Source organism: Actinoplanes sp. CA-015351, assembly GCF_050955685.1.
Lineage (GTDB): Bacteria > Actinomycetota > Actinomycetes > Mycobacteriales > Micromonosporaceae > Actinoplanes.
Map to the genome: position 1 here is coordinate 2026873 of NZ_CP192102.1, position 24436 is coordinate 2051308.

Annotated in this window: 21 protein-coding genes; 8 read left to right on the top strand and 13 right to left on the bottom strand. The window is 70.2% G+C overall.

All coding sequences use genetic code 11. From position 1 onward, the window contains the following. Nucleotides 1-3: 3 nt before the first annotated feature. The 3 genes from ACQP2E_RS09210 to ACQP2E_RS09220 all read right to left on the bottom strand — a co-directional run bounded on the left by ACQP2E_RS09210 (nt 4) and on the right by ACQP2E_RS09220 (nt 3817). Complete coding sequence (locus ACQP2E_RS09210) at nt 4-1110, bottom strand: LLM class flavin-dependent oxidoreductase (protein ID WP_433829822.1); 1107 nt, start codon at nt 1108-1110, stop codon at nt 4-6. Nucleotides 1111-1171: 61 nt separating this feature from the next. Further along, the gene (locus ACQP2E_RS09215) at nt 1172-3325 is read right to left on the bottom strand and encodes an ATP-binding protein (protein ID WP_433829824.1); all 2154 of its coding nucleotides are present in this window, start codon (nt 3323-3325) and stop codon (nt 1172-1174) included. Between the two features lie 63 nt (nt 3326-3388). After that, on the bottom strand, nt 3389-3817 hold the full coding sequence (locus ACQP2E_RS09220) for a response regulator (protein WP_433829826.1): 429 nt from the start codon (nt 3815-3817) through the stop codon (nt 3389-3391). A 158-nt stretch (nt 3818-3975) separates the two neighbouring features. Here ACQP2E_RS09220 and ACQP2E_RS09225 point away from each other — a divergent pair, with 158 nt between their 5' ends. Further along, nucleotides 3976-6204 carry a putative bifunctional diguanylate cyclase/phosphodiesterase gene (locus ACQP2E_RS09225; protein WP_433829828.1) on the top strand — a complete coding sequence of 743 codons (2229 nt, stop codon included), beginning with the start codon at nt 3976-3978 and terminating at the stop codon, nt 6202-6204. Here ACQP2E_RS09225 and ACQP2E_RS09230 read toward each other — a convergent pair. Further along, entirely contained in the window at nt 6168-7520 is a 1353-nt protein-coding gene (locus ACQP2E_RS09230; RefSeq protein ID WP_433829830.1) for an NAD(P)/FAD-dependent oxidoreductase, read from the bottom strand. The genes ACQP2E_RS09225 and ACQP2E_RS09230 overlap by 37 nt on opposite strands. Between ACQP2E_RS09230 and ACQP2E_RS09235 the strand changes: the two genes are divergently transcribed. Further along, entirely contained in the window at nt 7428-7643 is a 216-nt protein-coding gene (locus ACQP2E_RS09235) for a hypothetical protein (RefSeq protein ID WP_433834294.1), read from the top strand. The genes ACQP2E_RS09230 and ACQP2E_RS09235 overlap by 93 nt on opposite strands. 43 nt (nt 7644-7686) lie before the next feature. Here ACQP2E_RS09235 and ACQP2E_RS09240 read toward each other — a convergent pair whose 3' ends face one another. Next, the gene (locus ACQP2E_RS09240) at nt 7687-8856 is read right to left on the bottom strand and encodes a S8 family peptidase (RefSeq protein ID WP_433829832.1); all 1170 of its coding nucleotides are present in this window, start codon (nt 8854-8856) and stop codon (nt 7687-7689) included. A gap of 166 nt (nt 8857-9022) precedes the next feature. On the opposite strand from ACQP2E_RS09240, the gene ACQP2E_RS09245 reads away from it, so the two are divergent. Both ACQP2E_RS09245 and ACQP2E_RS09250 read left to right on the top strand, forming a co-directional pair. Beyond that, nucleotides 9023-11056: an ATP-binding protein gene (locus ACQP2E_RS09245; protein WP_433829834.1), complete on the top strand. Its 2034-nt coding sequence runs from the start codon at nt 9023-9025 to the stop codon at nt 11054-11056. Nucleotides 11057-11160: 104 nt separating this feature from the next. Next, the gene (locus tag ACQP2E_RS09250; RefSeq protein WP_433833858.1) at nt 11161-12333 is read left to right on the top strand and encodes a GAF domain-containing sensor histidine kinase; all 1173 of its coding nucleotides are present in this window, start codon (nt 11161-11163) and stop codon (nt 12331-12333) included. Nucleotides 12334-12370: 37 nt separating this feature from the next. On the opposite strand, the gene ACQP2E_RS09255 is transcribed toward ACQP2E_RS09250, so the two are convergent. From ACQP2E_RS09255 to ACQP2E_RS09275, 5 genes are all read right to left on the bottom strand, one after another. Then, nucleotides 12371-14722 (bottom strand): PAS domain S-box protein, encoded by a 2352-nt coding sequence (locus ACQP2E_RS09255; RefSeq protein ID WP_433829836.1) that lies wholly within the window; start codon nt 14720-14722, stop codon nt 12371-12373. A 38-nt stretch (nt 14723-14760) separates the two neighbouring features. Further along, complete coding sequence (locus tag ACQP2E_RS09260) at nt 14761-15366, bottom strand: hypothetical protein (RefSeq protein WP_433829838.1); 606 nt, start codon at nt 15364-15366, stop codon at nt 14761-14763. A gap of 9 nt (nt 15367-15375) precedes the next feature. After that, on the bottom strand, nt 15376-16578 hold the full coding sequence (locus tag ACQP2E_RS09265) for a GAF domain-containing sensor histidine kinase (RefSeq protein WP_433829840.1): 1203 nt from the start codon (nt 16576-16578) through the stop codon (nt 15376-15378). Continuing rightward, the gene (locus ACQP2E_RS09270; protein WP_433829842.1) at nt 16575-18665 is read right to left on the bottom strand and encodes an ATP-binding protein; all 2091 of its coding nucleotides are present in this window, start codon (nt 18663-18665) and stop codon (nt 16575-16577) included. The genes ACQP2E_RS09265 and ACQP2E_RS09270 overlap by 4 nt, the downstream gene beginning before the upstream one ends. Nucleotides 18666-18735: 70 nt before the next feature. Further along, nucleotides 18736-20001, bottom strand: a complete 1266-nt coding sequence (locus ACQP2E_RS09275) for a pyridoxal phosphate-dependent aminotransferase (RefSeq protein WP_433829844.1) — start codon at nt 19999-20001, stop codon at nt 18736-18738. 161 nt (nt 20002-20162) lie between these two features. On the opposite strand from ACQP2E_RS09275, the gene ACQP2E_RS09280 reads away from it, so the two are divergent. From ACQP2E_RS09280 to ACQP2E_RS09290, 3 genes are read left to right on the top strand one after another with little or no spacing between them, the layout of a single operon-like run. Beyond that, entirely contained in the window at nt 20163-20660 is a 498-nt protein-coding gene (locus ACQP2E_RS09280; RefSeq protein ID WP_433829846.1) for a DUF6069 family protein, read from the top strand. 55 nt (nt 20661-20715) lie between these two features. Beyond that, entirely contained in the window at nt 20716-21186 is a 471-nt protein-coding gene (locus ACQP2E_RS09285) for a hypothetical protein (RefSeq protein ID WP_433829848.1), read from the top strand. Further along, nucleotides 21183-21626 (top strand): RDD family protein, encoded by a 444-nt coding sequence (locus ACQP2E_RS09290; RefSeq protein ID WP_433829850.1) that lies wholly within the window; start codon nt 21183-21185, stop codon nt 21624-21626. The genes ACQP2E_RS09285 and ACQP2E_RS09290 overlap by 4 nt, the downstream gene beginning before the upstream one ends. A gap of 66 nt (nt 21627-21692) precedes the next feature. On the opposite strand, the gene ACQP2E_RS09295 is transcribed toward ACQP2E_RS09290, so the two are convergent. From ACQP2E_RS09295 to ACQP2E_RS09305, 3 genes are read right to left on the bottom strand one after another with little or no spacing between them, the layout of a single operon-like run. Further along, a complete protein-coding gene (locus ACQP2E_RS09295) occupies nt 21693-21998 on the bottom strand; it encodes an SHOCT domain-containing protein (protein WP_433829852.1) in 306 nt (101 codons plus the stop codon). Nucleotides 21999-22003: 5 nt separating this feature from the next. Further along, on the bottom strand, nt 22004-22468 hold the full coding sequence (locus ACQP2E_RS09300; protein ID WP_433829854.1) for a DUF6325 family protein: 465 nt from the start codon (nt 22466-22468) through the stop codon (nt 22004-22006). Nucleotides 22469-22476: 8 nt separating this feature from the next. Further along, nucleotides 22477-22899 carry a DUF6325 family protein gene (locus tag ACQP2E_RS09305; RefSeq protein WP_433829856.1) on the bottom strand — a complete coding sequence of 141 codons (423 nt, stop codon included), beginning with the start codon at nt 22897-22899 and terminating at the stop codon, nt 22477-22479. Nucleotides 22900-23023: 124 nt separating this feature from the next. On the opposite strand from ACQP2E_RS09305, the gene ACQP2E_RS09310 reads away from it, so the two are divergent. Next, nucleotides 23024-24433 (top strand): hypothetical protein, encoded by a 1410-nt coding sequence (locus tag ACQP2E_RS09310; protein ID WP_433829858.1) that lies wholly within the window; start codon nt 23024-23026, stop codon nt 24431-24433. Nucleotides 24434-24436 lie beyond the last annotated feature (3 nt).

Genomic DNA, 24436 nt, shown 5'->3' on the forward strand with positions numbered 1-24436 from the left:
CTCCTATGAAGGCGGGGAGGTCAGAAGGTTGCGCCGGCGCAGCTCGGGGATCAGGCCCTCGCCGGCGTGGTACGCCTCTTCCAGGTGCGGGTAACCGGAGAGGATGAACTCGTCGATGCCGAGGTCGTGGTACTCGGCGATCCGATCGGCGACCTCGGTGTGGCTGCCGACAAGGGCGGTTCCAGCGCCCGGGCGGACCAGGCCGATGCCCGCCCAGAGGTTCGGGTAGATCTCGAGGGCGTCGAGTTTGCCGCCGTGCAGGGCGAGCATCCGCTGCTGGCCGACCGAGTCGGCCTTGCCCAGCGAACTCTGCGCTTTCGCGATCTGCTCGGGGGTGAGCGCGTCCAGCATGGAGCGGGCGACGGCCCAGGCCTCCTCCGACGTGTCCCGGGTGATCACGTGCAGCCGGATGCCGAACCTGATCTCTCTTGATGAGAGGGCACGGACCGCGGCGATCTTCGCGGCCACCGCGGCCGGCGGCTCGCCCCAGGTCAGGTAGACGTCGGTGTGCTCGGCGGCGACGTCCAGAGCGGCCGGCGACGACCCTCCGAAGTAGATCGGCGGCTGGTCGAACCGGCGCGGGGCAAGGGCTCCGGCCACCTGGTAGTGCTTGCCGTCGAAGTCGTACGGGCCGTTCCACGCGCCGCGGACCACGCTGAGGAACTCGCCGGTGCGCTCGTAACGCTGGTCCTTGTCCAGCCAGTCGCCGAAACGCTGCTGCTCGGCCGCGTCGCCGCCGGTGACGATGTTGAGCATCAGCCGGCCGCCGGTGATTCGCTGGAACGTCGCGGCCATCTGGGCCGCTAGCGTCGGCGACAGCGAGCCGGGCCGGAACGCGACGAGAAACTTCAGGGTACGGGTGTGCTGGGCGATCGCTGCAGTGGTCAGCCAGGCGTCCTCGCACCAGGTGCCGGTCGGGGTGAGCACGCCGGTGAACCCGTTGCGCTCGGCGGCACGGGCGACGTCGATCAGGTACTCGATGTCGGGCTCGCGCAGCTGCTTTTCAAAAAGCGGATCGGTGTGAGTGCTGCGACCGCCGCGATCATCGACGCCGACGATCGACCGGCTGTCACCGGTCGTGGGGAGGAACCAATGCAGGACCACGGGCATGGCCGAGATATTGGCACAATTCCTATCGACCAACAAGGCGATCTAGATTATGTGCACGTGATCACACAACGCCCACAGGTATCGATGCGGCCAGACTTGTGGCCGGGAGCGTGAACGCGAAGATCGTGCCGCCACCCGGATTGGGCGCGGCTTCGATCCGGCCGCCGTGCCGTTCCACGATCCGCCGGCAGATGGCCAGGCCCAGGCCGGTTCCGGGGTGCCCGACGCCGTTGCTGGCCCGGTGGAAACTGTCGAAGACCAGGGCGTGCTCGCCGTCCGGGATGCCGATCCCGCGGTCCGCGACCTGGACGCGTACGTCGCCGTCCGGCTCGGCGCGCCCGGTGATGTCGATGCGGGGCGCCTGCCCCGGCGGGGTGTACTTGATCGCGTTGCCGACCAGGTTGTCGATCACCTGGCGGAGCAGGACCGGGTCGGCCTGCACCGGCGGCAGCGCGCCGACGAAGATGTCCGGCCGCAGGCTCGACCCGTCCGGGTTGTCGGTACGCGCGGTCACCACGTCGTCGACGAGCGACCGCAGGTTCACCTCGTTCAGCCGGAGCGTGGCGTCGCGGGCCGCCGCGTAGTCGAGGAGCTCGGTGATGAGCTGCTGCATCCGGAGCGCCCCGTTGATCACCTTCTCGGAACCGCGGCGGGCCTGGGCGAGGGCGGCCGCGTGGTGTCCGGCTTCCAGCTCGTCCAGGGCGTCGGTGATCAGCTCGGCGTATCCGCGTACCGAAGTGAGGGGTGATTTGAGGTCGTGCGCGACCACGCCGGCGAAACCGCGGAGCTCGATCTCGACGTTCTTACGTTCGGTGATGTCGTGGAAGACGGCGACCGCGCCGCGCTCACCGGCGGACGTCTCGATCGGCTGGGCCGACACGCTGATCACCCGGCCCTCCGGATGCTCCGGATGTCGGATGATCATCTCGATGTCCCGGCTGCTCTCGCCGCCGAGTGCCTTGACAAGGGGAATCTCGTCGGTCGCGAACGGGGTGACCCCGTCGATCTGGAACAGACCGTAATGGCCCTGCCAGGCCTCCACCCCGGCGTTCGGGTCCGCCCGGCCCAGCATCCGGATCGCCGCCGGGTTGTGCAGCAGGAACTTGCCGTCCGGGCCGATCACGCCGACGCCGTCGCTGATGCCGTCCATCACGGCGCTCAGCAGCTCGGCCTGCCGCCGGCTGGTGGTTTCGCCGGCACGCAGCTCGGCGGTGGCGGTCCGGACCTGTACGCGTGCCCGATCCCGGCTGGTGGCCAGCACCCAGACCAGGCTGGTCAGCACGCCGGTGAGCAGGAGGCCGCCGACGATCACCGCGAGCGGCAGGGCGCTGCGCACGCCGGGCAGGCTGGCGGCGTTCGCGGCGACACGCAGGGTCCAGATCTTGTCGGCCACCGGGATGTCCACCGCACGCTGCAGGTCACGTCGGCCGGCGCCGGCCGCGTCGAGCTCGGCGACCGCCAGCTCGCGCCGATCCGAGCGGGCCGCGACCAGCGTGAGGTCGAGCAGGCCCTGGCCGGCGAGCGCGAACGTGTCACCCATGAAGTTCTGCCCGCGTATGCCCAGCACCACCCAGCCGAGGAACCGCTGCTCCGATCCGCGATAGACCGGTGATGCCAGGATGAACGAGTTCTGCCGGCGTTCCGCGGGCAGGGCAATGTCGGTGAGCAGATGATAGGAATCGGACACGGCCACCTGGCCACTGCGGCGCGCGGCGTCCAGGGCGGACGCCGGGGCCTCGGCCTGTGCCAGGTCCAGTCCGCCCGCGGGCCGGGAGCCGTCCAGGGTGGTGCCGGTGACCACGAAGGCATGGTCGCCGTGGCCCCTCGGGTTCAGCACGAGATCCGTCATGCCGAGGTCGCGCCAGTGTTCCTGGAGGGCGGCCACGTCGTCGTCGCCGGAGGGGACCACCAGCACGATCAAGTTGGCCCCGGCCAGCCTCATCGTCTTCAGCGGTTGGGTGATCATGCCGAACTCGGGGCCGGTCAGCCTCTCCTGTCCGCCGGCACCGGCCGCCGTGCTGCGCAGGATGTCGACGTAGCGGCGGGTCTCGGTGCGTACCGCGTCGGCGGCCGCTGCGGTGCGCCGATCCATCTGCACCTCGGCGGCCGCCTCTTCACGCCGGGCCAGGGTGACGGACACGACCAGGGTGACGGCACAGCCGACGACCGCGACCAGCGCGCTGAGGACGGCGGCGCCCGGTCGCTTACGGCTCACACAGGTTTTATCGACGCGGTGCGGGGCATGCTGAGCGACCCAAAACGCGGGCCCCGGCGCTCGTCAGTGCCGGCGCGGTACCAGCCAGCCGACCTTGCGGACCAGGTCGGTGGTGTTCACCGGCTTCGGCAGGTACTCCTCCGCGCCGGAGACGAAAGCCAGGTCGATGTCGGTCTCGGTGGCACAGCCGCTCAGCATGATCACTGGGATCTCGGCGGTGGCCGGGTCGGCGTGCATCCGGTAACACACGCTCAGGCCGTCCATGCCGGGCATCGCGATGTCGAGCAGGACCAGGTCGGGACGGGTCTCGGCGACGAGAGTCAGCGCCGTGCACCCGTCCGGCGCGCAGACCGTCTGGTAACCGGCCATCTCCAGCTTGAAGCTGACCAGGTCCCGGATGCCCTCGTCGTCGTCGGCGACCAGCACGGTGGGCAGGTCGGTACGGAGGCGGGCCTGCGGGCGAACGGCGAGGGTGTCGATGATGGCCGTCATGCTGCTCCGATCGTCGAGCGGGCGGCGGCGCCGGAGCGTCGCCGAGGTGATCGGAGCTATCGGCGGTGACCCGGCCCACTCCAGGTAAATGTCGGTTGCCAGCTGGTTGCAGTGATTCCCCGTCGTCAGCAACCCGGTGGCACGGCCGATGGACGGGCATGACCAAGGTGTTCTACGGCGTTCTCGGCACGGCTCTGGCCGCTGTCCTCGGCGCGCTTCTGTTCGCCGGCGTGGATGCTCAGCAGGCCGCCGGCCCGGTGCTGATCGCCTTCGACCTGGTCTCGATGACGTTCGCGGTCCTCACCAGCCGCCGCCGCGACCTGCACCGGGGCACCCGCCGCGGGTGGCGCTGGATCGCCGCCGCGATGGGGACGCTGGTGATCGCCTCGGTCTGTTTCGCTGTCTTCAAGCACTGGAGCATGTTCCCGGCGCCCGGCGACGTGGTGCGGCTCGCCTTCGTGCCGGTGATGCTGACCGGGCTGCTGACCCTGCAACGGCGTGGCGGCGGTGGACGCTCCCAGCACAAGACGCTGCTCGACGTCGGTACCGTGGTCGCCGGTGGCGCGATGGTCATGTGGTACTTCGCGGTCGGCCCGCTGCTGGACGACGGTCGATCCAGTGGCGCCGCGGTGCTCGGCGCTCTCGCGTACCCCATCGGCGATCTTGTTTTGCTTTTTGGTGTGGCGCTGGTGCTCACCCAGGGCGCCGACCCGTCGGTGCGCCGGCCGTTGCGCCTGATCGCGGTGGCCCTGCTCTTCGAGATCTCCGGGAATCTCTACCTCGGTTTCCTGCGCGCCCACGACCAGTTGCAGGGCAGCACGCCGGCGAGCTGGCAGTTCGCCTGCTGGCTGGTCGGGCACGCGCTGATCGCCGCGTCCGCCTTCGAGCAGTTCCGGACGGCACGCGGCGAGCAGCCGGTGACCGGAACTGATCGCGAGCGGGTGGTCAATCGCCTGCCGTACCTCAGCGTCGGCCTCGCGCTGGCGCTCCTGACCGGCGCCGCGCTGCGCGCCGGGAAGCCGTCCTGGATCGGCCTGGTCCTCGGCTCGGTGGCGCTCACCGGTTTTGTGGTGGCCCGGCAGATCGTCGCGCTCCGCGAGAATCACGAGATGGCGGTGACCGACGGGCTCACCGGGCTGGCGAACCGGTCCCGGCTGGGCGATGCGCTCGGCCGCGCGCTGGCCCGATCGTCGCGCAACGGGCGAGCAGTGGGTGTGCTGCTTGCCGACCTGAACGGCTTCAAGGAGGTCAACGACACGCTGGGACACGCGGCCGGCGACCGGATGCTCGTCGAGTTCGCCGGGATGCTGCGCCGCTCGGTGCTCGGCAGCGACGTGGTGGGCCGGCTCGGCGGCGACGAGTTCGCCGTGGTGCTGCAGGACATAGGGTCGCGGGCGAACGCGGAGGCGGTGGTCCGCCGGCTGCTCCGCGAGATGGAGCTTCCGATCATGATCGACGACGTCGTGGTGCGTATCCAGGCGGCCGTCGGCATCGCGGTGGCGGAGCCCGGCGCGATGGACGCGGACGCGCTGCTGCGCCGCGCCGACGAGGCCATGTACGAGAACAAGCGGCGGATCAAGAGTGGCGTGCCCGGTGGCACCGAGGAGGAGGAAGACCTCGCGGCCGGCCTCTGGGGTGCCGCCGAGCGGGGTGAACTGCGCGTTCACTACCAGCCGGTGGTCGATCTGCCGACCGGCGAGATCAACGGGATGGAGGCGCTGGTCCGCTGGCAGCACCCGGAACGTGGCACGATCCCGCCCGGCGTCTTCATCCCGATCGCCGAGCGGACCGGCGCGATCGAGGAGATCGGCGCGTGGGTGCTGGCCGAGGCGTGCGCTCAGGTCGCCCGGTGGCGTGCCGGTGGGCGCCGCCTGCACCTCGGGGTGAACGCGTCACCGCGTCAGCTCACCGACGGTTTCGCCGACCAGGTGATCCGTACGCTCACCGCGACCGGCCTCCCGGCCACCGAGCTGATCATCGAGGTGACCGAGAGCGTGCAGGTGGAGAACCCGACAGTGGTGGCCGAGCTGCACCGGCTGCACGGCCACGGCGTGCGGATCGCCCTGGACGACTTCGGGACCGGGTACTCCACGTTGCGGTACCTGACCCAGCTGCCGATCGACATTCTCAAGATCGACCAGTCGTTCGTGGCGGTACTCAACGGCACCGCGAACGGCGCCGTGGTCACCGACACCGTGCTGCGGCTGGGCCGGATGATGAACCTCTCGACGATCGCCGAGGGTGTCGAGTCGGCGGAGCAGGCCACCGAACTGGTCGAGCTGGGTTGCCGGAGTGCTCAGGGTTACCACTTCGCGCGGCCGATGCCGGCCGCCGAGCTGGAGGCCCTGCTCTATCCGGCCGAGGTCAGCTCGGCCGCGTCTTCCTGATCCTTTTCGGCCATGGCCCTCACCGCGGCGCGGGCGTTGATCTGCTGACTGGTCACCGCCCGCTCGGACCGGCTCCGGCCGAGGAAGGCAACCGCCCAGCGGACCAGCGAGCTCGCCCGGTTGCGGCCCTTCGGCAGGTACGCCCAGTGCACCCCGAGCCAGAGCAACCAGCCGGCGAGCCCGCTCAGCCGTAGTCCGCGCAGGTCGGCGACCGCGGAGAACCGGGAGATCGTGGCGATGTTGCCCTTGTCGAAGTAGTGGAACGGCTTGCCGGTGGTCCTGCCCGCGAGGCGATCCCGGATGGTGCGGCCCACGTATCCGCCGCCCTGGATCGACACCTGGGCGACGCCGGGCAGCTTGCCGAGGCTCATCAGGTCGCCGACCACGAAGATCTCCGGGTGACCGGGAACGGTCAGGTCCGGCTCGACCATGATCCGGCCGGAACGGTCGGCCGGCGCACCGGTGGCGTCGGCGATGCGGCGGGCCAGCGGGGCGGCCGCGACACCGGCGCTCCAGATCTTGGTCATCGCGGTGATGCGCTCGGTTCCGGCGCTCGTCTGCACGTCCGCGCCGGTGGCGTCGATGTCCACGACCTTGGTACCGAGCCGGACGTCGACGCCGATCTTGCGGAGGCGCTTCTCGGCGGCGGCCGACGACTCGGGGGAGAAGGTCGGCAGCACCCGGTCGACCGCGTCGACGAGCACGATGCGGGCCTTCGCCGGGTCGATCCGGCGGTACTCGCCGGGCAGCGTGCGGCGGGCGATCTCGGCGATCTGCCCGGCCAGTTCCACGCCGGTCGGGCCGGCGCCGACGATGACGAAGGTGAGCCAGCGCTGGGCGGCGGCCGGGTCGGTGGCGAGTTCCGCCATCTCGAAGGCGGACATGATCCGGGCGCGCAGCTCGACCGCGTCGTCGATGTTCTTCAGGCCGGGGGCGAACTCGGCGAACCGGTCGTTGCCGAAGTACGACTGGGTGGTGCCGGCCGCGACGATCAGGGTGTCGTACGGGACCTGGTACGGCACCCCGTCCGGCGCGGTCGCGGTGACCGTGCGAGCGCCCGGGTCGACGTCGGTGACCCAGCCCTGCAGCACCTCGGTGTTCTGCTGACCGCGGAAGAACTCGCGGACCGGGGTAGCGACCTCGCCGGGGGAGAGCAGTCCGGTGGCGACCTGGTAGATCAGCGGCTCGAACACGTGGTGGTTGGTCCCGTTGAGGATCGTCACGTGCGCATCGGCCTTGCGCAGCGCGCGGGCGGCGTATTTACCGCCGAAGCCGGCTCCGACGATGACGACTCGGTGCTGTCCCTGTTCGGTCATCACTTCACGCTCCTTGTTCCACTTGATAAAACCGCGGAACAGGCGCCGGAAGTCCGTATCTCAGTGATGATGATGATCACCAAGGCCGGGTGTCACATCCGGTTTGGTCATCTCGTCGCGTGAAAAAGCCCGCCTTCTGAAGCAGAAGGCGGGCTGTCTCAAGACCTTACTGGACCACGAAGAGCAGGCGGTTCGGGGAGCCGGTGCCGGGGCTGGTCACCACGTTCGGGGTGGAGTTGGTGATCAGGGACGAGGCGACCTGAGCCGGCGTGTAGCTCGGATTGCGGGAGAGGGCCAGCGCCGCGGCACCCGCCACGTGCGGGGAGGCCATCGAGGTGCCGCTGATCGTGTTGGTGGCCGAGGTGCTGGTGTACCAGGCCGAGGTGATCGACGAGCCGGGAGCGAAGATGTCCAGCACGCTGCCGTAGTTCGAGTAGCTGGCGCGGGCATCGGTGCTGGTGGTGGCGCCGACGGTCAGTGCGGACGCGACGCGAGCCGGCGATGCGGTGGACGCGTTGGCGTTGGAGTTTCCGGCTGCGACGGCGTACGTGATACCGGAGGCGATCGAGCTGGCGACCGCGTTGTCCAGGGCGGTGCTGGCGCCGCCGCCGAGGCTCATGTTGGCGACAGCGGGCTTCACCGCGTTCGCGGTGACCCAGTTGACGCCCGCGATGACACCGGCCGTGGTGCCGCTGCCGGTGCAGCTGAGCACCCGGACGCCGACCAGCTTGACGGCCTTCGCCACGCCGTACGTGCTGCCGCCGACGGTGCCCGCGACGTGCGTGCCGTGGCCGTTGCAGTCGGTGGAGTTGCTGTCGCTGTCGACGAAGTCGTACCCGCTGACCGCACGGCCGCCGAACTGGCTGTGTGTGTTGAGGATGCCGGTGTCGATGATGTAGGCGGTGACGTTCGAGGCGGTGACCGGGTATGTGTACGTGGTGCTCAGCGGGCGGGCCCGCTGGTCGATCCGGTCGATGCCCCAGGTGGCGTTGGTCTGCGTGGCGGCCAGGGAGATCACCTGGTTCTGCTCGACGTACGCCACCTTCGAGTTGGCCGCGAGGCGCTTGGCCTGGGTCTCGGTCATGGTGGCCTCGAAGCCGTTGAGCGCCTTGCCGAAGCTGCGCTTCACTGTCGCGCCGTACGCCTTGGAGAGTGAGGCCTGCTGTGCGCCTGACTTGAGGACCACGATGTAGCTGCCGTCCACCGCGGTCGCGGAGCCGGCCAGCTTGATCTGTCCCAGCACCGGCGCCGCTGCCTCGGCCGGGGTCGCGGCAGCGACCGCACCCAGTGCGAACAGACCTGCGGCCAGGATGCGGCCGTGTCGTCGAATCGCCATCTTCGTTCCTCTCTCACGCCGCCGGCGAACGTCCCGGGGGGTATTGACGCTCGTCTCTCGGCTCTGGGGAAAGCCTAAACGTGAGTTCACTCCTCATCTATATATCGAAATAGCTATATCAGTTCAGAAGTCCGCCGTAGGTGCCGAACAGACAGGTGTGACGAGGATGTCCGTTCCGAGCACCGTGGGTTTCGCGGTGCTCTACCTGATCGCGCTCCTGGCCGGCCGGCTGACAGTGCTGACCGAGCTGGACGTGCCGGTGCTGTGGCCGGCCGCCGGGGTGGCGGCCGTGTGGCTGGTGATCCGTCGTGAGTCCCGATGGCGCTGGCTGGACATGGTGGTGCTCGCCGTCCTGACCGTGGCCGGCCTGGCGCCGACCGGGGTGGATCCGGTGGCGGCGGCGGTGCACGCCGGCGCGGCCGTGGCGGCCGGCATGACCTTCGCGGTGGTGACCGCCCGGCTGTTGCCCGGCGTCTGGGCCGGCGAGGACGGCGGGCGGCCGCTCTCCAGCCTCGACGACCTCGCCCGGATGCTGGTGGCCGCGATCGCCTCCTCGGCGGTGATGGCGTGCATCGACATGCTCGGTGACGGCCTGGCCGATTACCACAGCGGGATCACCATGTTCGGCATCCGGGTGGTCCGGGACACCGGCAGCATCCTGATCTTCGGGGTCGCGATCCAGCGCGCCTGGTACCTGCTGCGCGGGCAGCACCGGGTGTCGCTCGACCAGAACCGCGCGCTGGAGTGCCTCGCGATCTTCGTGGTCTCCGGCGGGGCGTATTACTACACGTTCGGGGTCAACCACCAGCTGCCGATCGGGTTCGCGCTGCTGCCGCTGACCGTGTGGGCGGCGATCCGGGTACCGACGGCGCTCGCCATCGGCCACTGCCTGATCTTCAGCTGCGTCGCCGCGGTCCTGACCCAGCACGGCTGGGGCCCGTACGCCGAGATCGCCGCACCGGACACCCGGGTCCTGGTGATCGACCTGTACGTCGCCATCCTGGCCGTCGTCGCGCTGGCCCTGGCGCTGAGCCGGGACGAGCGCAACGCCCTGATCGCCCGGCTGCAGGTCTCCGAGCAGGAGGCCACCGACAAGGCCGGGATGATGACCATGATCGTCAACTCGATGACCGAGGGCCTGGCCATCCTCGACCAGAACGGGCGGCTGGTGCTGCGCAACCCGGCGGCCGGCCGGCTGCTGGGCAGCGTCAACACGATCGCCGGCGGGGTGGCGCTCGGCAGCGACTACGGCTTCTTCCACCCGGACGGCACCCCGCTCGCCGACGCCGATCTTCCGTACGCCCGAGCCCTGGCCGGCGAGGAGGTGCCACCGATGGACGTGCTGGTCCGCAACGCCGCGGTGCCTGAAGGCCGGATCGTCCGGTTCAACGTGGCCCGCATCGCCATGAACCCGGACTCCCCGGCGCACGTGGTGGTCGTCTTCCACGACGTCACCGCGGACCGGCGGCACCGCGACGAGCTGATGTCGTTCGCCGGGCGGGTCGCGCACGACCTGCTCAACCCGCTCACCACGATCGAGGGCTGGGCCGAGGTCCTCGAACAGGAACTCGCCGGTTACAAGCCGGCCGAGCGGGTCACCCGGATCCAGCGGGCGTCGGCGCGGATGCGGACGTTCCTGAACGGCCTTCTCGCGTACACGGCGGCCCGGGACGGCAAGCTGATGCCGACCACGGTGAACCTGTCGCTGCTGCTCGGCGACATCGTGAACAGCCGGTACGACCAGGCGGACAGCACCGGCACGGCGCCGCCGTACTTCGAGATCGGCCAGATGGAGCCGGTCGAGGCGGACCCGGTCCTCATCCGGCAGCTGCTGGAGAACCTGATCGACAACGCGCTCGGGCCTACGCCGCCCGGTGTCACGCCGTACGTCAGCGTCTCCTGTCAGCCGGCGCGGAACGGGATGCTGCGCATCGACATCCTGGACAACGGCCTCGGATTGCTGCCGGGCCAGCGGCAGGAGGTCTTCACCAGCTTCCACAGCGGCCGGGACGAGCACGGCAACGGGCTGGAGCTGGCGGTCTGCAAGCGGATCGTGGAACGGCACGGCGGGACGATCGAGGCGATGGTCAATCCGTACGGCAGCGGAACCCGGATGTCGTTCACGCTGCCGGCGGGCCGTTCGGTCTATGCCCGCACGCTGGAGACCCAGTGGGCCGGCGGGCGTGCCCCGGCCCGCTAACCGGAAGGCACCCGGCCAGGGCCTCACACCCGCACGGCCGCGACCGACTCTTGAATGAGACAGCAGCACGTTGTGATGGGCGAAGGAGGGCCGAGTTGACGGACGTGTACCAGATCCTGGACACCCCGGTCGAGGACGACTTCGACGACATCGCGGCCCTCGCGGCCCAGCTGTGCGGGACGCCGATGGCGGCGATCAGCCTCGTCGACGGTGACCGCCTGTGGTTCAAGGCCCGGTTCGGCCACGACATCACCGAGACCCCGCTGGCCGGCTCGATGTGCGAGCGGGCGATCGAGGGTGACGAGGTCATGCAGGTCCTGGACGCCGTGCTCGACCCTCGGTTCGCCGGGCACCCGACCGTCATCGGCGTGCCGCACGTCCGGTTCTACGCCGGCGCACCGCTGGTCTCGCCGTCCGGGCAGCCGCTCGGCACGCTCTGCGTGGTCGGCCAGGAACCCGGTGAGCTCACCGCCGAGCAGTGTCAGAGCCTGCGAGCACTGGCCCGGCACGTCGTCTCGCAGATGGAGCTGCGGCGGTACGCCCGGGACATGCGTGACCTCACCGAGCGGCTGCGCGCCGCCGAGGAGGTCAAGGACGAGTTCATCTCCCGGGTCACCCACGAGTTGCGTACGCCGCTCAGCTCGATCCACGGATATCTGGAGGTCCTCGGCGACCCGGAGCTGCCGGCCGAGACCCGGGACGGCTTCCTGGCCCGGGTTCAGCGCAACTCCGACCGGCTGCTCAACCTGGTCGACGACATGCTTCTCGCCGCGCAGGCCGGGGCGGGCGACCGGGCCTTCCACAGGCGACCCACCGACCTGGCCGACCTGGCCGCCACCGCGGTCCGGCAGAACGAGGCGCTGATCGCCGCGAAGGGCCTGTCCGTGACGGTCCAGGCCGACGGGCCGGTCCTCGCCGACGTGGACGCCGTCCGGATCGGCCAGGCCCTGGCCCGGCTCGTTCTCAACGCGGTCAAGTTCACCGCCTGCGGTGCCATCACCGTCGGCGCGACCAGCCACGACGGCCGGGCCGAGCTGTGGGTACGCGACACCGGCGCCGGCATCAGCCCGACCGATCGGAGCCGGGTGCTCGCGCCGTTCCGGCGGGCCGGCTCCGCGGAAAGTGCCGAGGTGCAGGGCGCCGGTCTGGGCCTGACGATCGTCAAGGCGATCGTCGACGGGCACGACGGCGTGCTGCGCATCGACGGCGAGCCGGGCCACGGCACCACCGTCACCATCGAGCTGCCGGCGTCCTTCCGGAGGCCGGACACCTGGTGAAGCGCCAGCCCTCCCCAGGGTCAGGCGCTTTCCAGGGTCAGGCGCTTTCCAGGGTCAGGCAGAAGACGCTGCCGGCCGGGTCACCGGGCTGGTAACCGACCGAGCCACCATTCGCCTCGGCCAGGCTCGCCACGATGTGCAGTCCCAGCCCGTGGCCCTCGGCGCCGTTGTCGCCGGCCCGGGTGTACCGCTCGAACAGGTGGGCCCGCAGCTCCTCCGGGACCCCGGGACCCCGGTCGTGCACCGCGATCCGGGTGGACAGCTCCGCGGTCGTCACCTCGATCGCGGTCGCCCCGCCGCCGTACTTGCCCGCGTTGCTCAGGAAGTTGACCACGATCTGCCGCAGGTGTGCCGGGTTGACCAGCACCTCCGCCGACGGCGGGCAGGAGAGCGGCACCTGCTGATCGGCGGCGTCCAGCGCGTCGCGCAGCGCCTCGGCGAGGCGTACCCGGTGCCGATCGGTGCGCAACCGGGTCTCACTGAGCGTGCACATCGACAGCACGTTGTGCCGCAGCTCGTCGATCCGCCGGGCGGCGCTCATGATCTTCGCGGTGGATGCTTCGAGGGGCTTCGGCAGATCGCTCTCCACGAGCAGCTCGCCGTACCCGATGATCGACGTGAGCGGCGTGCCGATGTCGTGCGAGAGCATCCCCATGAGGTCGAGCTTGAGCAGGTTGGCGCGTTGCAGCTCACCGTTCGCCAGCTCCAGCTGGTTGTTGCGCTCGGCCAGCACGGCCTCGGCGGCGTCGCGTTCCCGCTGGGCACGCAACTGTTCGGTGACGTCCTGGATGACGCCGATCAGGTTCACCGGCACGCCGTCCGCGTCACGGACCAGGCGTACGCCGATGTGCACGTCGACCAGGTGCCCGTCGGCATGGACCAGGCGTTTGGTGCGTTCGTACGACTCCTGCTCCCCGGCGAAGAGGCGGGCTGTCATCAGCGTGCCCTCGGCCCTGTCGTCCGGGTGGGTGTAGTCCTCGTTGCGGCGGCCGATCAGCTGCTCCGGCGAGTACCCGATCATCCGGGCGTACGCCTCGTTCACGTGCTGGACCAGGCCGTCCAGCCCGACGATGGCCTGGCCGACGGTGGACTGGTGGAACTGCACCCGGAACTGCCGCTCGCTCGCCGCGAGCCGCTCCTCGGCGTGCCGCCGGCCGGTGATGTCGGTGCTCGTCTCGATCACCTCGTGGCCCGCGCCGCCTGAGTCGGGCCGGAGCACGTGCCGGCTCAGCACCACGATGGACCGCCCGTCGGAGCGGCGGTGGGTCACTTCACCTTCCCATCGGCCGTTCGCGGCGAGGGCCCGCTCGACCGCGGCGGCGCTACCGGGGAAGACCGTGGCGAGCAGACGATGGATGTTGCGGCCACGAGCGGCCGCGGCCGGCCACCCGTACATCTGCTCGGCGCCGGTGTTCCAGAAGCGGATGGTTCCGTCCGGGGCACGCACGATGATCGCGGCCGGGGCCGCGTCGATCAGCTCGGCCTGCCGGCGCAGCTCGATCTCCACGGCGTGACGTGCGCTGATGTCGTGCAGGAAGGCGTGGAAGACGAGCCGTCCGCTGTGCCGGGTGGCCTGCAGGGTGAACTCGACCGGGAACCGCCGGCCTTCCCGGTCGATCGCTGGGAGTTCGATGCGCTGCCCGGCCAGCTTCGACTCGCCGGTGGTGCGTACCCGGGTGAGGCCTCCGTAGTGCGCGTCCCGGTACTCCTCGGGGATGATCAGCGGCGCCAGGTCCTCGCCCACGGCCTCCTGCCGGGTACGCCCGAACAGCTTCGCGGCCGCCGGATTCCACTCCACGACGTGGCCGTCCGCGTCGATCGCGATGTACGCGTCCTGCGACACCTCCAGGATCCGCCGGACCACCGCTGAGGTCTCCTCGGCGTTCCGAGCCGCCCGGACCAGCTCGATCTCGGTCCCGACGGCCGCCGCGAGATCCTGCAGGACGGCCAGGTCCTCCGCCGACCAATCCCGGGGCTTGCCGTCGATGGCGCAGAACGAGCCGAGCACCTCCCCGTCCACCCGGATCGGCATCCCGGCGTACGCGATCACGCCGATCTCCGGGATGGCGAGGTTGTCCTTGAGCCGGTCGACCAGGCGCGCGTCGCTGACCACGAGAGGGGCGTCGTCGTCCACGACGTGCTGGCAGAACGAGTGCGACAGCGGGGTCTGCCCGAGATCGGCCCACGGCTGCGGCAGGCCGACCTGGCTGGCGAAGACCTGCCTGTCGTCGAGGACCAGCGACACCAGCGCGGTCGGACTGCCGAGCAGCCGGCTCGCGAGGCGGGTCAGCCGACCCAGGCCGGGCGGCTCCGGCATGTCGAGCACGCCGGTGCCACGAACGGCGGCCACACGCTCGGGGTCGCGCACCCGGCGCCGCGGTTCAGCCACGAGGATCAGATCGGTTGCGATCCGGTTGTTCTTAGCCCTTACGGGACCGCGCCCAGCATGGTGAGAACCCCGGTGAACAGGGCATGGGTGGCGTCCTGGTCGAGATGGCGGGCCTGCCAGCCCCGATGGTCGATGCCTTGGAGCACGCCGGCGGCTGTGGTGCGTACCGTGCGCAGCGTCGCGGGTGAGAGCAGCACCGCGGAGGTGCCGTCGGCGTGCGCCGCGCGCTCGGCGGCGCCGAGCGCCACCAGCGCCGCAGCGGCGCCGTTCAAGATCTGGGCGACATGCAGGCGGTCCCGGTCCAGGTTGAAGGCGGCCACGTGTACGGCAAGACCGAGGGCGGTGACCAGCCGTCCGGTCTCGTCGCCGCTGAGCACCGCGGGCATGGTGGCCGCGTCGTCCTCGGTGGCGGTGGCCCCGGCGCAGAAACCGTCGATCAGCTCACCGGCGATGCCGGCCGGGATCCGGATGTCGCTCAGCGCCGCCTCCGGGAACCGCCGTCCCAGCGCGGCCTCCACGGCGTCGCGGACGATGTAGTCAGGAACGACCTTGTTCTGCTCGCCCAAGCGGCGAAGGATCTCCTCGACGACATCGCCGAGGCTCATCGCGCCGGGCGGGTCCATCTGCTCACCGTAACGGTGCACGCCGGATCCTCAGCGGGCGCCGGGCAGCGAGATCCGGGCGCTGACACCGTCCGTTGTGTTGAGCACGACCAGATCGCCGTGATGTGCCCGCACGATGTTGCGGGCGATGGTCAGCCCCAGTCCCACGCCGGGCACGGCCAGCTCCCGGGCGTACCGGCCGCGGTAGAACCGGTCGAAGATCAGCGGCAGCTCGTCGGCCGGGATGCCGACGCCGCCGTCACGGACCTCGATGGCCGGTCGGGGTGCGGCCTCTATGCGTACCATGATCGGTTTTTCCGATGGGGTGAAGAAGAGCGCGTTGCGGAGCAACTGCTCGACCGCGTGGGCGAGGCGGGCGAGATCGGCGCGGACCGGGATCGGTTCGTACGCCGCTACGTCGACCGGGCCGCCGCGCAGCAGGATCAGCGGGCGGCAGGACGCGATCGCGGCCGCCACCACCGTGCTCAGATCGACAGTGCCGGCCGAGTCGGCGGGCGCCGGAAGTGGCGCCTCCCCGGGCCGGGTGCCGGACAGGATGTGGTCGACCATGTCGACGAGACGCCGGCCGTTGCGGTGGATCGGCTCGATCAGCCCGCGATAGTCCGCGAGACCCTCCTGGTCGCCGAGGATCTCCAGATAGCCCTGGATGATCGCGACCGGCGTACGCAGCTCGTGGGTGATCGTGGCGACCAGGTCCTCCTCGCGCAGCGCCGCGCGGGCCAGCTCGTCGCCGAGGTCGGCCATCCGCATCCGGCCGCGGACCGCGGACAGGTGCCCGGCGGCCTGCTTCGCGAACGTGACCAGGTTGTCCACCTGGCGGTCGCTGACATCGTGCGGCAGGGTGTCGACGACGCACATGGCGCCCAGCACGTGACCGTCCTCGTCGATCACCGGGGCACCGGCGTAAAACCGGATGCCCGGCTCACCGGCCACGTTGGCGTAGTCCGCGAAGCGGGAGTCCCGGGTGGCGTCCGGAACGATCAGCGGCGCCCGGGCCGGCACGACGTGCGCGCAGAACGACACGTCGAGCGGGGTCTGCTCCTCGGCCAGCCCGACCCGGCCGGCGAACCACTGCCGGTCCTCGTCGATCAGCGATACCGCGGAGATCGGGGTGTCGAACATGCCCGCCGCGAGGCGGGTGAGGTCGTCGAGGACCACGGGACGAGGCCGGTCGAGAACCTGGTACGACCGGAGAGCGGCCAGCCTGGCCAGTTCGTCCGGGTCTTTCATCATCGGAGCGGATCCCCCCACGACTGCTCTTCGGCCCGGGAAAAGCTGACCTGAGCGGATCCGGGAACGGGCGGGATCGTGAATGTGAATATCGATCCGCCGCCCGGGTCGTCATCGGCGCCGATCGTGCCGCCGTGCCGTTCCACGATGCGTTTGCAGATGGCCAGGCCCAGGCCGGTGCCGGCGTACTTGGCGGTCGGATGGGCCCGGTGGAAGTTGCCGAAGATCGCCTCGTGCTGCCCGGCCGGCACACCGATGCCGTTGTCCGCGATCCGGATCCGGACCAGGTCGTCGTCGGGCTCCGCGGTGACGGTGACCTCCGGCGTCACACCCGGCGCGGTGTACTTGACCGCGTTGCCGATCAGGTTGTCCAGCAGCTGCCGGATCAGGACCGGGTCGGCCTGCACCGTCGGCAGATCACCCACGGTGAACCGGGGCACCGGCAGGCCGGCCGCGATCGCCGCGTCCAGCCGGGCCACGGTCACCTCGGTGACCACCTGACCCAGATCGACCGGGACGGTCGCGACCGTCGCATCACGAGCCGTCGTGTACGCGAGAAGTCCGTCGATCAGCAACCGCATCCGGCCGGCCGCCCGGTGCACCCGGGCCAGACCGTCGCGCGCCTCGTCGACCTCCGGGCCGTCCGGCAGGGCCGCGAGCGCCTCACCGGCGAAGTCGCTGAAACCCTCGATCGTGGTGACCGGGTTGAGCAGGTCGTGCGCGACCACCCCGGCGAAGTTGGTCAGCTCGTCGCGGTGCCGGCGCTCAGCAGTCGCGTCGTGGAAGAGGATCACGGCGCTGCGCCGGCCGGCGCCGTCCTCCAGCGCGGCGGCCCGGACGCTGATCACCCGGCCCTCCGGCACGCCGGGGTTGCGGACCAGGATGTGCACGTCGTTCAGGTCCTCGCCGGCGAGCGCCCGGGTGTGCGGCATCTCGTGATTCTCCAGCGGCGTGCCGTCGAGGTGGAAGAAGCCGCCGGCCGGGCTGGTCTGACCACCGAGCAGCCGCACGGCCGCCGGATTGCGCAGCGTCACCCGGCCGTCGGCGTCGACCACCGCGAGGCCGTCCGCGGTCGAGTCGATGATCGCCCGGAGCAGCTCGGCGCGCTCGGACGCCTGTTCCCGCTGCTGGCCCAGCTCCGCCTTCTCGGCGGCGAGCTCGGCCAGCAGAGCGGACCGCTCGTCGCGGCCGAGGGCCAGGGAGAGCCCGATGACGGCGGTCAGCATCACGAAGAGCTGGGCGACGACCGCCCGGGACGCGTGATTGCCGATGTCCGCGAACGGCCCGGTCCCGTCCAGCGTGAAGAGCACCACGATGACACCGGCGAACAGGTTGTGGATCACCACGAAGGAGGTCGCCAGCCGGGTGCCGGCCCAGACCGTGACGCCGATCAGCAGAAACGCCAGCGGAAGCCCGTGGCTGTACGCGAACCCGGCCAGATAGGCGGCTGTCGAGCAGACGATCAGGGCGGCGTACTCGGCGATCTTGCGGCCCGGAACGCCCTTCAGCCACCTGAGGGAGTCCTGCCACGCGGCCGGACCGCGGGTCAGCCACGGGCCGAGGCAGAACCCGACCGCGCCGACCACCAGGATGCTCGCGGTGTTGCGGGACAGCCACACCGACGTCGTCGTCCACGAATAAGCACCGGTGACCAGCCAGACCACCGACGGGCCGACCGCGGCGCCGGCCACCGTGGCTCCGAACGCCGCGGCCATCAACGCCCACAGATCCGGTGGGCTGCGCAGCGGCTCGGTGCCGCCGGCGCCCCAGAGCCGGGGGCGCCAGCGGCCGATCAGGCTCACGAAAACGAAGGCCTGCGCCAGGTTGGCGGCCACGAAGATGACGGCCATCGGCGCGGAGGCCTTGGTCGCGGTGTTCACCGCTACCGTGATCAGGCCGAGGGCCACGGCGTCCGCCCAGCGCAGCGGGGAGTGCCGCTGCCGGCAGAACCAGATCGCCGCCACGCCGGCGGCCGGCCAGACCAGGCTCAGGTTGGCGTCGTCCATGACGGTGGCCCGCCCGGCGAAGGTCGCGAGCGCGTAGACAACCGCGAAGATCCCGGTGCGCGCCAGCGACCTGCGGTAGGTCATACCCCCGCCTTCCCGGAACCGATTCGTCCAGGGACTAATCGGCCGGAAAGGGGGCGAACTGAGCGTTGGGTCAGCTCACGGCAGCACGGCGGGCCGTGTACTCCGAGTCGCGACGGCCCGGGTACGGGACCAGGTTGTCCGGCTGCTCCTCGTACGAGGATTCGGCCCACCGGCGACCGGCCTGCTCCATCGGCTCGGCGTCGTAGACAGAGCGGTTGTGGAAGCGCTGGGCGTAATCCATCATGCCGTCGACAAGCCGGTCGACGTCGGCGGTCGGTCGTACCACGAGGCGCATGAACTGGCTGGTCATGCCGAGCTTGTTGCCGCACTCACGGGTCATGATGCCGTGGTTGGCGACCAGGTAGTCGCGCAACGCGACACCGGACCACTCGGTCGGCAGCTTCACCAGGAAGAAGTTGCCCTGTGACGGGAAGACGGTCAGGCCCGGGATGCGGCTCAGCTCGCGAGCCATCGACCGGCGGTCCCGGCTGAGCAGGCGCAGGCTCTCCTCGTACTCCATCTCGTGGTCGGAGATCATGTGAACGACCTTTTCCGCGAGCGAGTTGAGGTTCCACTTCGGCAGCATCTTTGCGATCTTCCCGGCGATGGCCGGGTTGGCGAGCATGTACCCGAAGCGGATGCCGTGCAGGCCGAAGTTCTTGCCGAGACTCTTCAGCACCACGGCGTTCGGCCGGATCACCGCGTCCGGGCCGACCGAGGGGTACCGCTCAGCGTCGGAGAAGTCGATGAACGACTCGTCGATCACGACCAGATCGAGGTCGCTGAGCGCGTCCATGAACCGGATCACGTCACGCCGCGGCAGGTAGTTGCCGTCCGGGTTGTTCACGTTGCAGACCACCGCGACCCGGGATTTGCGTTCCCGGATGAACTCCACATATTCCTCGAGGTCGAGCCGGAAGCCGTCACGCTCCTGCAGCGGGAACATGTCCACCCGCTTGCCGGTCTCCAGCGGCTGGTCGGTCCACCGGCCGAAGGTCGGGATCGGGATCGCCAGGCTCTCCTTCACCAGCAGGTGGTCGATCCAGGTGATCAGCTCGGTGGAGCCGTTCGCCATCGCCACCGTCTGCGGGTGCAGGTTGAGCACGCTGGCCAGCTTCTTCGTGATGGTGGCCGAGTCGCTCGGGTAGTACTTCAGGATGCTCTTCAGGTCCCGGGTGAGCTCGTCGAACATCTCCGGGGTGGGGAAGTACGGGTTGCACGGGATGCAGAAGTCGACGATCTCCGCACCCTCGCCGGCCGCTCGCGCCAGATCGAAGTAAGACGCGCTGTGCGATCCCTTGTGCAGGATCGACGTGTCGATACCGGTCCGTGCCACGGTTGTTCCTCCTCGATGACGGTCCCGCCCCCAACGCCACCAAGTACGGGGCCGGACCCGGATTCGTTCAGCGGGCGGTTGTTTCATCCACGCCGGATGAGGCGTGCGGTGACCTTCGCGATGAAGCTCGGGGCTGGTATCCCCGAGCTTCGGAGGACGGCATGACCGGCATGAACGCACCGCTCGATCCCACGCCGCGCCCGGTGGTGAACGGCGGCAAGCTCTGGGCCGGCGGCGCCGCGACCGCCGCCGTCGCCGCCCTGATCGCCGTGGCCGGCATTCTGCTCGGCCGCGGCCTCTTCGACATCGACGTGCTGGCGCCCAAGGGCGAGGGCACCTGGGGTGACGCGAGCACCGGCTGGTACGCGCTCGGCGCCGCCCTGGCCGCGCTGGTCGCCACCGGACTGGCGCACGTGCTGATCGTCACCACGCCACGGCCGATGCGGTTCTTCGGCTGGGTCGTCGGACTGAGCACGGTCGTGGCGGTGCTGGCGCCGTTCGTGACCGACGCTGATCTGCCCGTCCGGTTCTACACGGCCGGGCTCAATCTGCTGCTCGGCATCGCGATCGGTTCGCTGGTCGCCGGGGTGGCGCGATCCGCGACCATCCTGATTCCGCCCCGGCCCGCCGCGCGCCCGTACCCGCAGCAGTACCGCTGAGAGGCGCGACCGAGTTCTCGATCGCCAACCGTCGCCGTCCCGTGGGGAGCAGAGGATGAGCATGCCCGGCTTGCAGCAATTCGGGGACGTGGCGCTCGGCGCCGCGATCCGCGCCGGTGAGAGCACGGCCGGTGCGGTGGAGAGGCTGCGTGCTGCCGCCAGGCCGGGCGAGGCCCTGCGTCCCCAGGTCGGTGAGCTCCAGGAACTGCTGGCGGCGTTACGCCGGCGCGGTGAGGCCGAACGGCAACGGGGACAGGGCGCGCTGGGCCGCGCGGTGGACTCCGCGATGACCGCGATCGCCGAGAACCCGTTGGTGAACCGGATCGTCGACGTCCAGGTGGACCGGATGCTGGCGATCCTGGAGAAGGAGCCGGATCGGTTACGTGGCCTGGTACGCGGGCAGCGCGACACGGTTGTCGGTGAGATGGTCGGCAGGGTGCGCACCGGCGCGGCGGCCGGTGACGCGGCCGTGGACCGCCTCACGCTGCGGATGACCCGGCGCGGTGATACCGCCGAAACGACGTGAGCGGGTACGGAGGGCTGGTCAGCCGGGCGATGGCGTACGCGGCCGACGCGTTCCTCGTGGCCCTGCTGACCGGTGGCACCGCGACGGTGGTCGTGATGATCGCGTCGGTCGTCGGCGCCGAGGCGCGCGAGCTCAGCCGGATCGTCGTGTCGTCCTACGTGGTCTTCCTGCCGTCCGTGATGGCGATCTACTGCGCGCTGTTCTGGATGCTCGCCGGGCGCACGCCGGGAATGGCGATCCTCGGCCTGCGGGTGGTGCGGACCGACGGCCGGCCGGTGGGCTGGGTGTCCGCCCTGGTCCGGGGGCTGTTGCTGGCGTATCTCCCGGTGTTCGCGCTCTGGCTGATCGTGGATCGCCGGCATCAGGGGCTGCACGACAAGGTGGCCCGGACCACGGTGATCAGGGTGGCTTCGCACGAAGCACGTCCGGTCATCCGGTGATCCGGTGCTCCGGACGGAGAGAACCGGCCATCGTCACGGTGGCCGGTTCTCTGCGTCCGGGGACGCTCACTGGTTGAGGATGCGGGCCTTCTGTGCCTCGAACTCGGCGTCGGTCAGCACACCCTGTGCCCTGAGCTCGCCGAGCTTCTGCAGCTGCTCGATCCTCGCGCTCGTCGGGTCCAGCGGGGCCGCGACGGGTGCGGGCGCCGGCGCCGCGTACTGCGGTTGCTGCTCGTACTGCTGGCGCATCTCTTCTTCCTCGTTCTGACGGGACCAGCGGCCCGCCTGACGCCGGGAGACGCGGTTGGAGACCGCCGTCGCGGTGCCGGCGACGACCGCGGTCCGGGCCATTCCCCTCAGGAGACCTGGCATGCCGGTCACCGCCTTCCGAGTTCGGAGACCGCCGGCACGAACGCCGACTCGGTCTCGTCCAATGCCGCGAGCAGGGCCTGCACCGGGATCCGGCCGCCGGCCACGAGCTGGGCGCCGTTGCGGCGCAGGGTGACGGCGAGCGGCGCCGCCCAGGTGTTCTCGTAGACCAGGAGGACCGCGGCCGATCCGGCGGTGAGCACCGCGCCGACCTCGCGGAGGTCGTCGCCGCCGAGCATCCCCGATGCCGCGCCGTGGAACGCGCTGAGTTCGTCGAAGTCCAGGTCGCGGCCCTCGACCGCGGTCACCGTACCGTCCAGGTTCTTGCGTACGAACGCGATGTCGAGCACCCGGATGATGTGCCGATCCACCAGATCGAGCAGGAGCGGGAAGGCGGTGCCCTTCAGACTGCCGTCCGGGAACTCCACGCACAGGTAGTCGATCGGGCCCATCTCTTGCAGTTCGTCAACCATCGTTCTCCTCAGATCGTCGTGCCGGTCAGGACGCGGCTGTGCCCGGGAGCACCGGAGATGTGGGTCAGCGCCACGATGCTGCCCTGGGATGCGGCGACCGGGCCCGCGAGGTCGCGGACCCAGCGGTGTTCCAGAAGCACGGCGAGGGCATCGGTCTGTACGTCCACCATCGAGGCCACCTCGTCGATGTCCGATTCGGTGATCAGACCGGTCGCCAGCCGGGCCAGCCGGATCCGGTCGCCGCACAGGCCCGGAAGCTCGCTCAGCTCCACGGCGCACGCGCCGCCGGCCGCATCGGTGCGGACCACCAGAACGTCGACCACACGCATCTCCCCGGCAGCGGCAAGCCGGTTCAGCGTCGCGCGGACGCCGTCGCTCAGTTGGTCGGCGGGGAAGGACAAGACCATCAGTTCCAGCGGCCCGAATGCCATTGCCTCAGCGTGCGGGACCGGAGCTGGAGCTGGCTCACCCGCCGCGGATGAACCGAGTGCCAGATCGGCTGGTTCATCCGCGACGGGTGAGGTGTGGTGCACGGCGGTCCAGGAGGGTCGGGCCATGACGATCCCGGTTGACGACTCCGGCGTGCGATCCCAGGTCGCTGCTGGTGAGGCTCATCCCGTACCCGATGATCCGGAGGTCTTGCGCCTCAAGGCCGAGGTGGCCGCGTTGCGTTCCCAATTGGACGCACGTCCGCGGAAGCGGCGGACGGCCCGGACCATCCGCTCAGCCCTTGCCGCCGTGCTTGTCACGCTGGCCGCGTTCGCGCTGGTGACGAGCGTCGTGGGCCTGTGGGCAGCGCGCACGACACTGAACACCGATCGATGGGTGGCGACGGTCGCGCCGCTGCCGGAGGATCCGAAGGTCAACGCGGCGGTGGCCGAGTACGCCACCACCGAGGTCTTCGCTGTCGTCGACGTGGAGCAGCGGCTGCGGGAGGTGTTGCCGGCGCAGGCGGCGTTCGTGGCCGGGCCGATCGCCGGGCAGCTCCGCGAGCAGGTACGCAAGACCGTGCAGAACGTGCTCGGCAGCGACCGGTTCCAGGTGATCTGGGTATCGCTGAACCAGCAGCTCCATCAGCGCGCCCTGGCGGTGCTGGAAGGCCGGAGCGAGGTGGTGACGGCGGCCGGCGACAGCGTCCGGATCGACCTGTTGCCCCTGATCAATCAGGTGCTGCGGGAGTTGAGCGCGCAGTTGCCCACCCTGTTCGGCAAGACGGTGACGTTGCCCGACCTCAGCAGTGGGGAGATCCCGGCCAATCTGCGGTTGCGGATCGAGGAAGCGGTGGGCGTGACGCTTCCGGCGAATTTCGCGCAGTTCACCGTCTACGATTCCGGGCAGCTGTACGAGGCGCAGCAGGTAGTAGTCACAGCGAAACGCTATTTAGCGGGATTTGTCGCCCTGACACTTGTTTTGTTGATCGCCGCTTTCGTGGTGTCGCCCGGCCGCCGGCGGACGATGGCCCAGCTGGGATTGTGGCTGGTGATCGCCGCGGTGGCGATCACTGTCGTGCTCCGGGCGGTCCGGCGGGAAATCCTCGAAGCCGTTCCCGGCGGTGTCTATCGAGACGGTGCCGATGCGACCGTGACCACCGTGTTCAGCCTGCTCCGGGAGCGCGGTGTCCAGCTGATCGTCATCGGTGTGCTGCTGGCCCTGATCGGATACCTTGCCGGGCCGGGACGGCTTCCGGTGTGGTTGCGTGGTCAGGTCCGGCGCGGTGCGGCGGCCGGCTGGCAGGGTACGACGCGCGGCGCCCGGGTGGTGGCCGATCGCGGGCCCGGATTCGTGTACCGCAACCTCGACCCGGTGCGGATCGGCGGCGTGGTGGTGGCGGTGCTGGCCGCGCTGATCTGGTCGTCCTGGACCGGTCTGCTGGTGATCGTGATCCTGCTGGCGGCGTTCGAGGTCGCCGTGACGCTGACCGCCCGCCAGAACGGGTCCGCCGGACCGCCGGCGGCGACAGTGTGAGTT

Bases quoted from the DNA above. Each gene is read 5' to 3' on its own strand.
- ACQP2E_RS09240 (WP_433829832.1), bottom strand. From the start codon at position 8,856: ATGGCGATTCGACGACACGGCCGCATCCTGGCCGCAGGTCTGTTCGCA.
- ACQP2E_RS09285 (WP_433829848.1), top strand. From the start codon at position 20,716: ATGAGCATGCCCGGCTTGCAGCAATTCGGGGACGTGGCGCTCGGCGCC.
- ACQP2E_RS09225 (WP_433829828.1), top strand. From the start codon at position 3,976: ATGACCAAGGTGTTCTACGGCGTTCTCGGCACGGCTCTGGCCGCTGTC.
- ACQP2E_RS09305 (WP_433829856.1), bottom strand. From the start codon at position 22,899: ATGGCATTCGGGCCGCTGGAACTGATGGTCTTGTCCTTCCCCGCCGAC.
- ACQP2E_RS09295 (WP_433829852.1), bottom strand. From the start codon at position 21,998: ATGCCAGGTCTCCTGAGGGGAATGGCCCGGACCGCGGTCGTCGCCGGC.
- ACQP2E_RS09230 (WP_433829830.1), bottom strand. From the start codon at position 7,520: ATGACCGAACAGGGACAGCACCGAGTCGTCATCGTCGGAGCCGGCTTC.
- ACQP2E_RS09210 (WP_433829822.1), bottom strand. From the start codon at position 1,110: ATGCCCGTGGTCCTGCATTGGTTCCTCCCCACGACCGGTGACAGCCGG.
- ACQP2E_RS09300 (WP_433829854.1), bottom strand. From the start codon at position 22,468: ATGGTTGACGAACTGCAAGAGATGGGCCCGATCGACTACCTGTGCGTG.
- ACQP2E_RS09310 (WP_433829858.1), top strand. From the start codon at position 23,024: ATGACGATCCCGGTTGACGACTCCGGCGTGCGATCCCAGGTCGCTGCT.
- ACQP2E_RS09270 (WP_433829842.1), bottom strand. From the start codon at position 18,665: ATGACCTACCGCAGGTCGCTGGCGCGCACCGGGATCTTCGCGGTTGTC.
- ACQP2E_RS09265 (WP_433829840.1), bottom strand. From the start codon at position 16,578: ATGATGAAAGACCCGGACGAACTGGCCAGGCTGGCCGCTCTCCGGTCG.
- ACQP2E_RS09245 (WP_433829834.1), top strand. From the start codon at position 9,023: ATGTCCGTTCCGAGCACCGTGGGTTTCGCGGTGCTCTACCTGATCGCG.
- ACQP2E_RS09280 (WP_433829846.1), top strand. From the start codon at position 20,163: ATGACCGGCATGAACGCACCGCTCGATCCCACGCCGCGCCCGGTGGTG.
- ACQP2E_RS09220 (WP_433829826.1), bottom strand. From the start codon at position 3,817: ATGACGGCCATCATCGACACCCTCGCCGTTCGCCCGCAGGCCCGCCTC.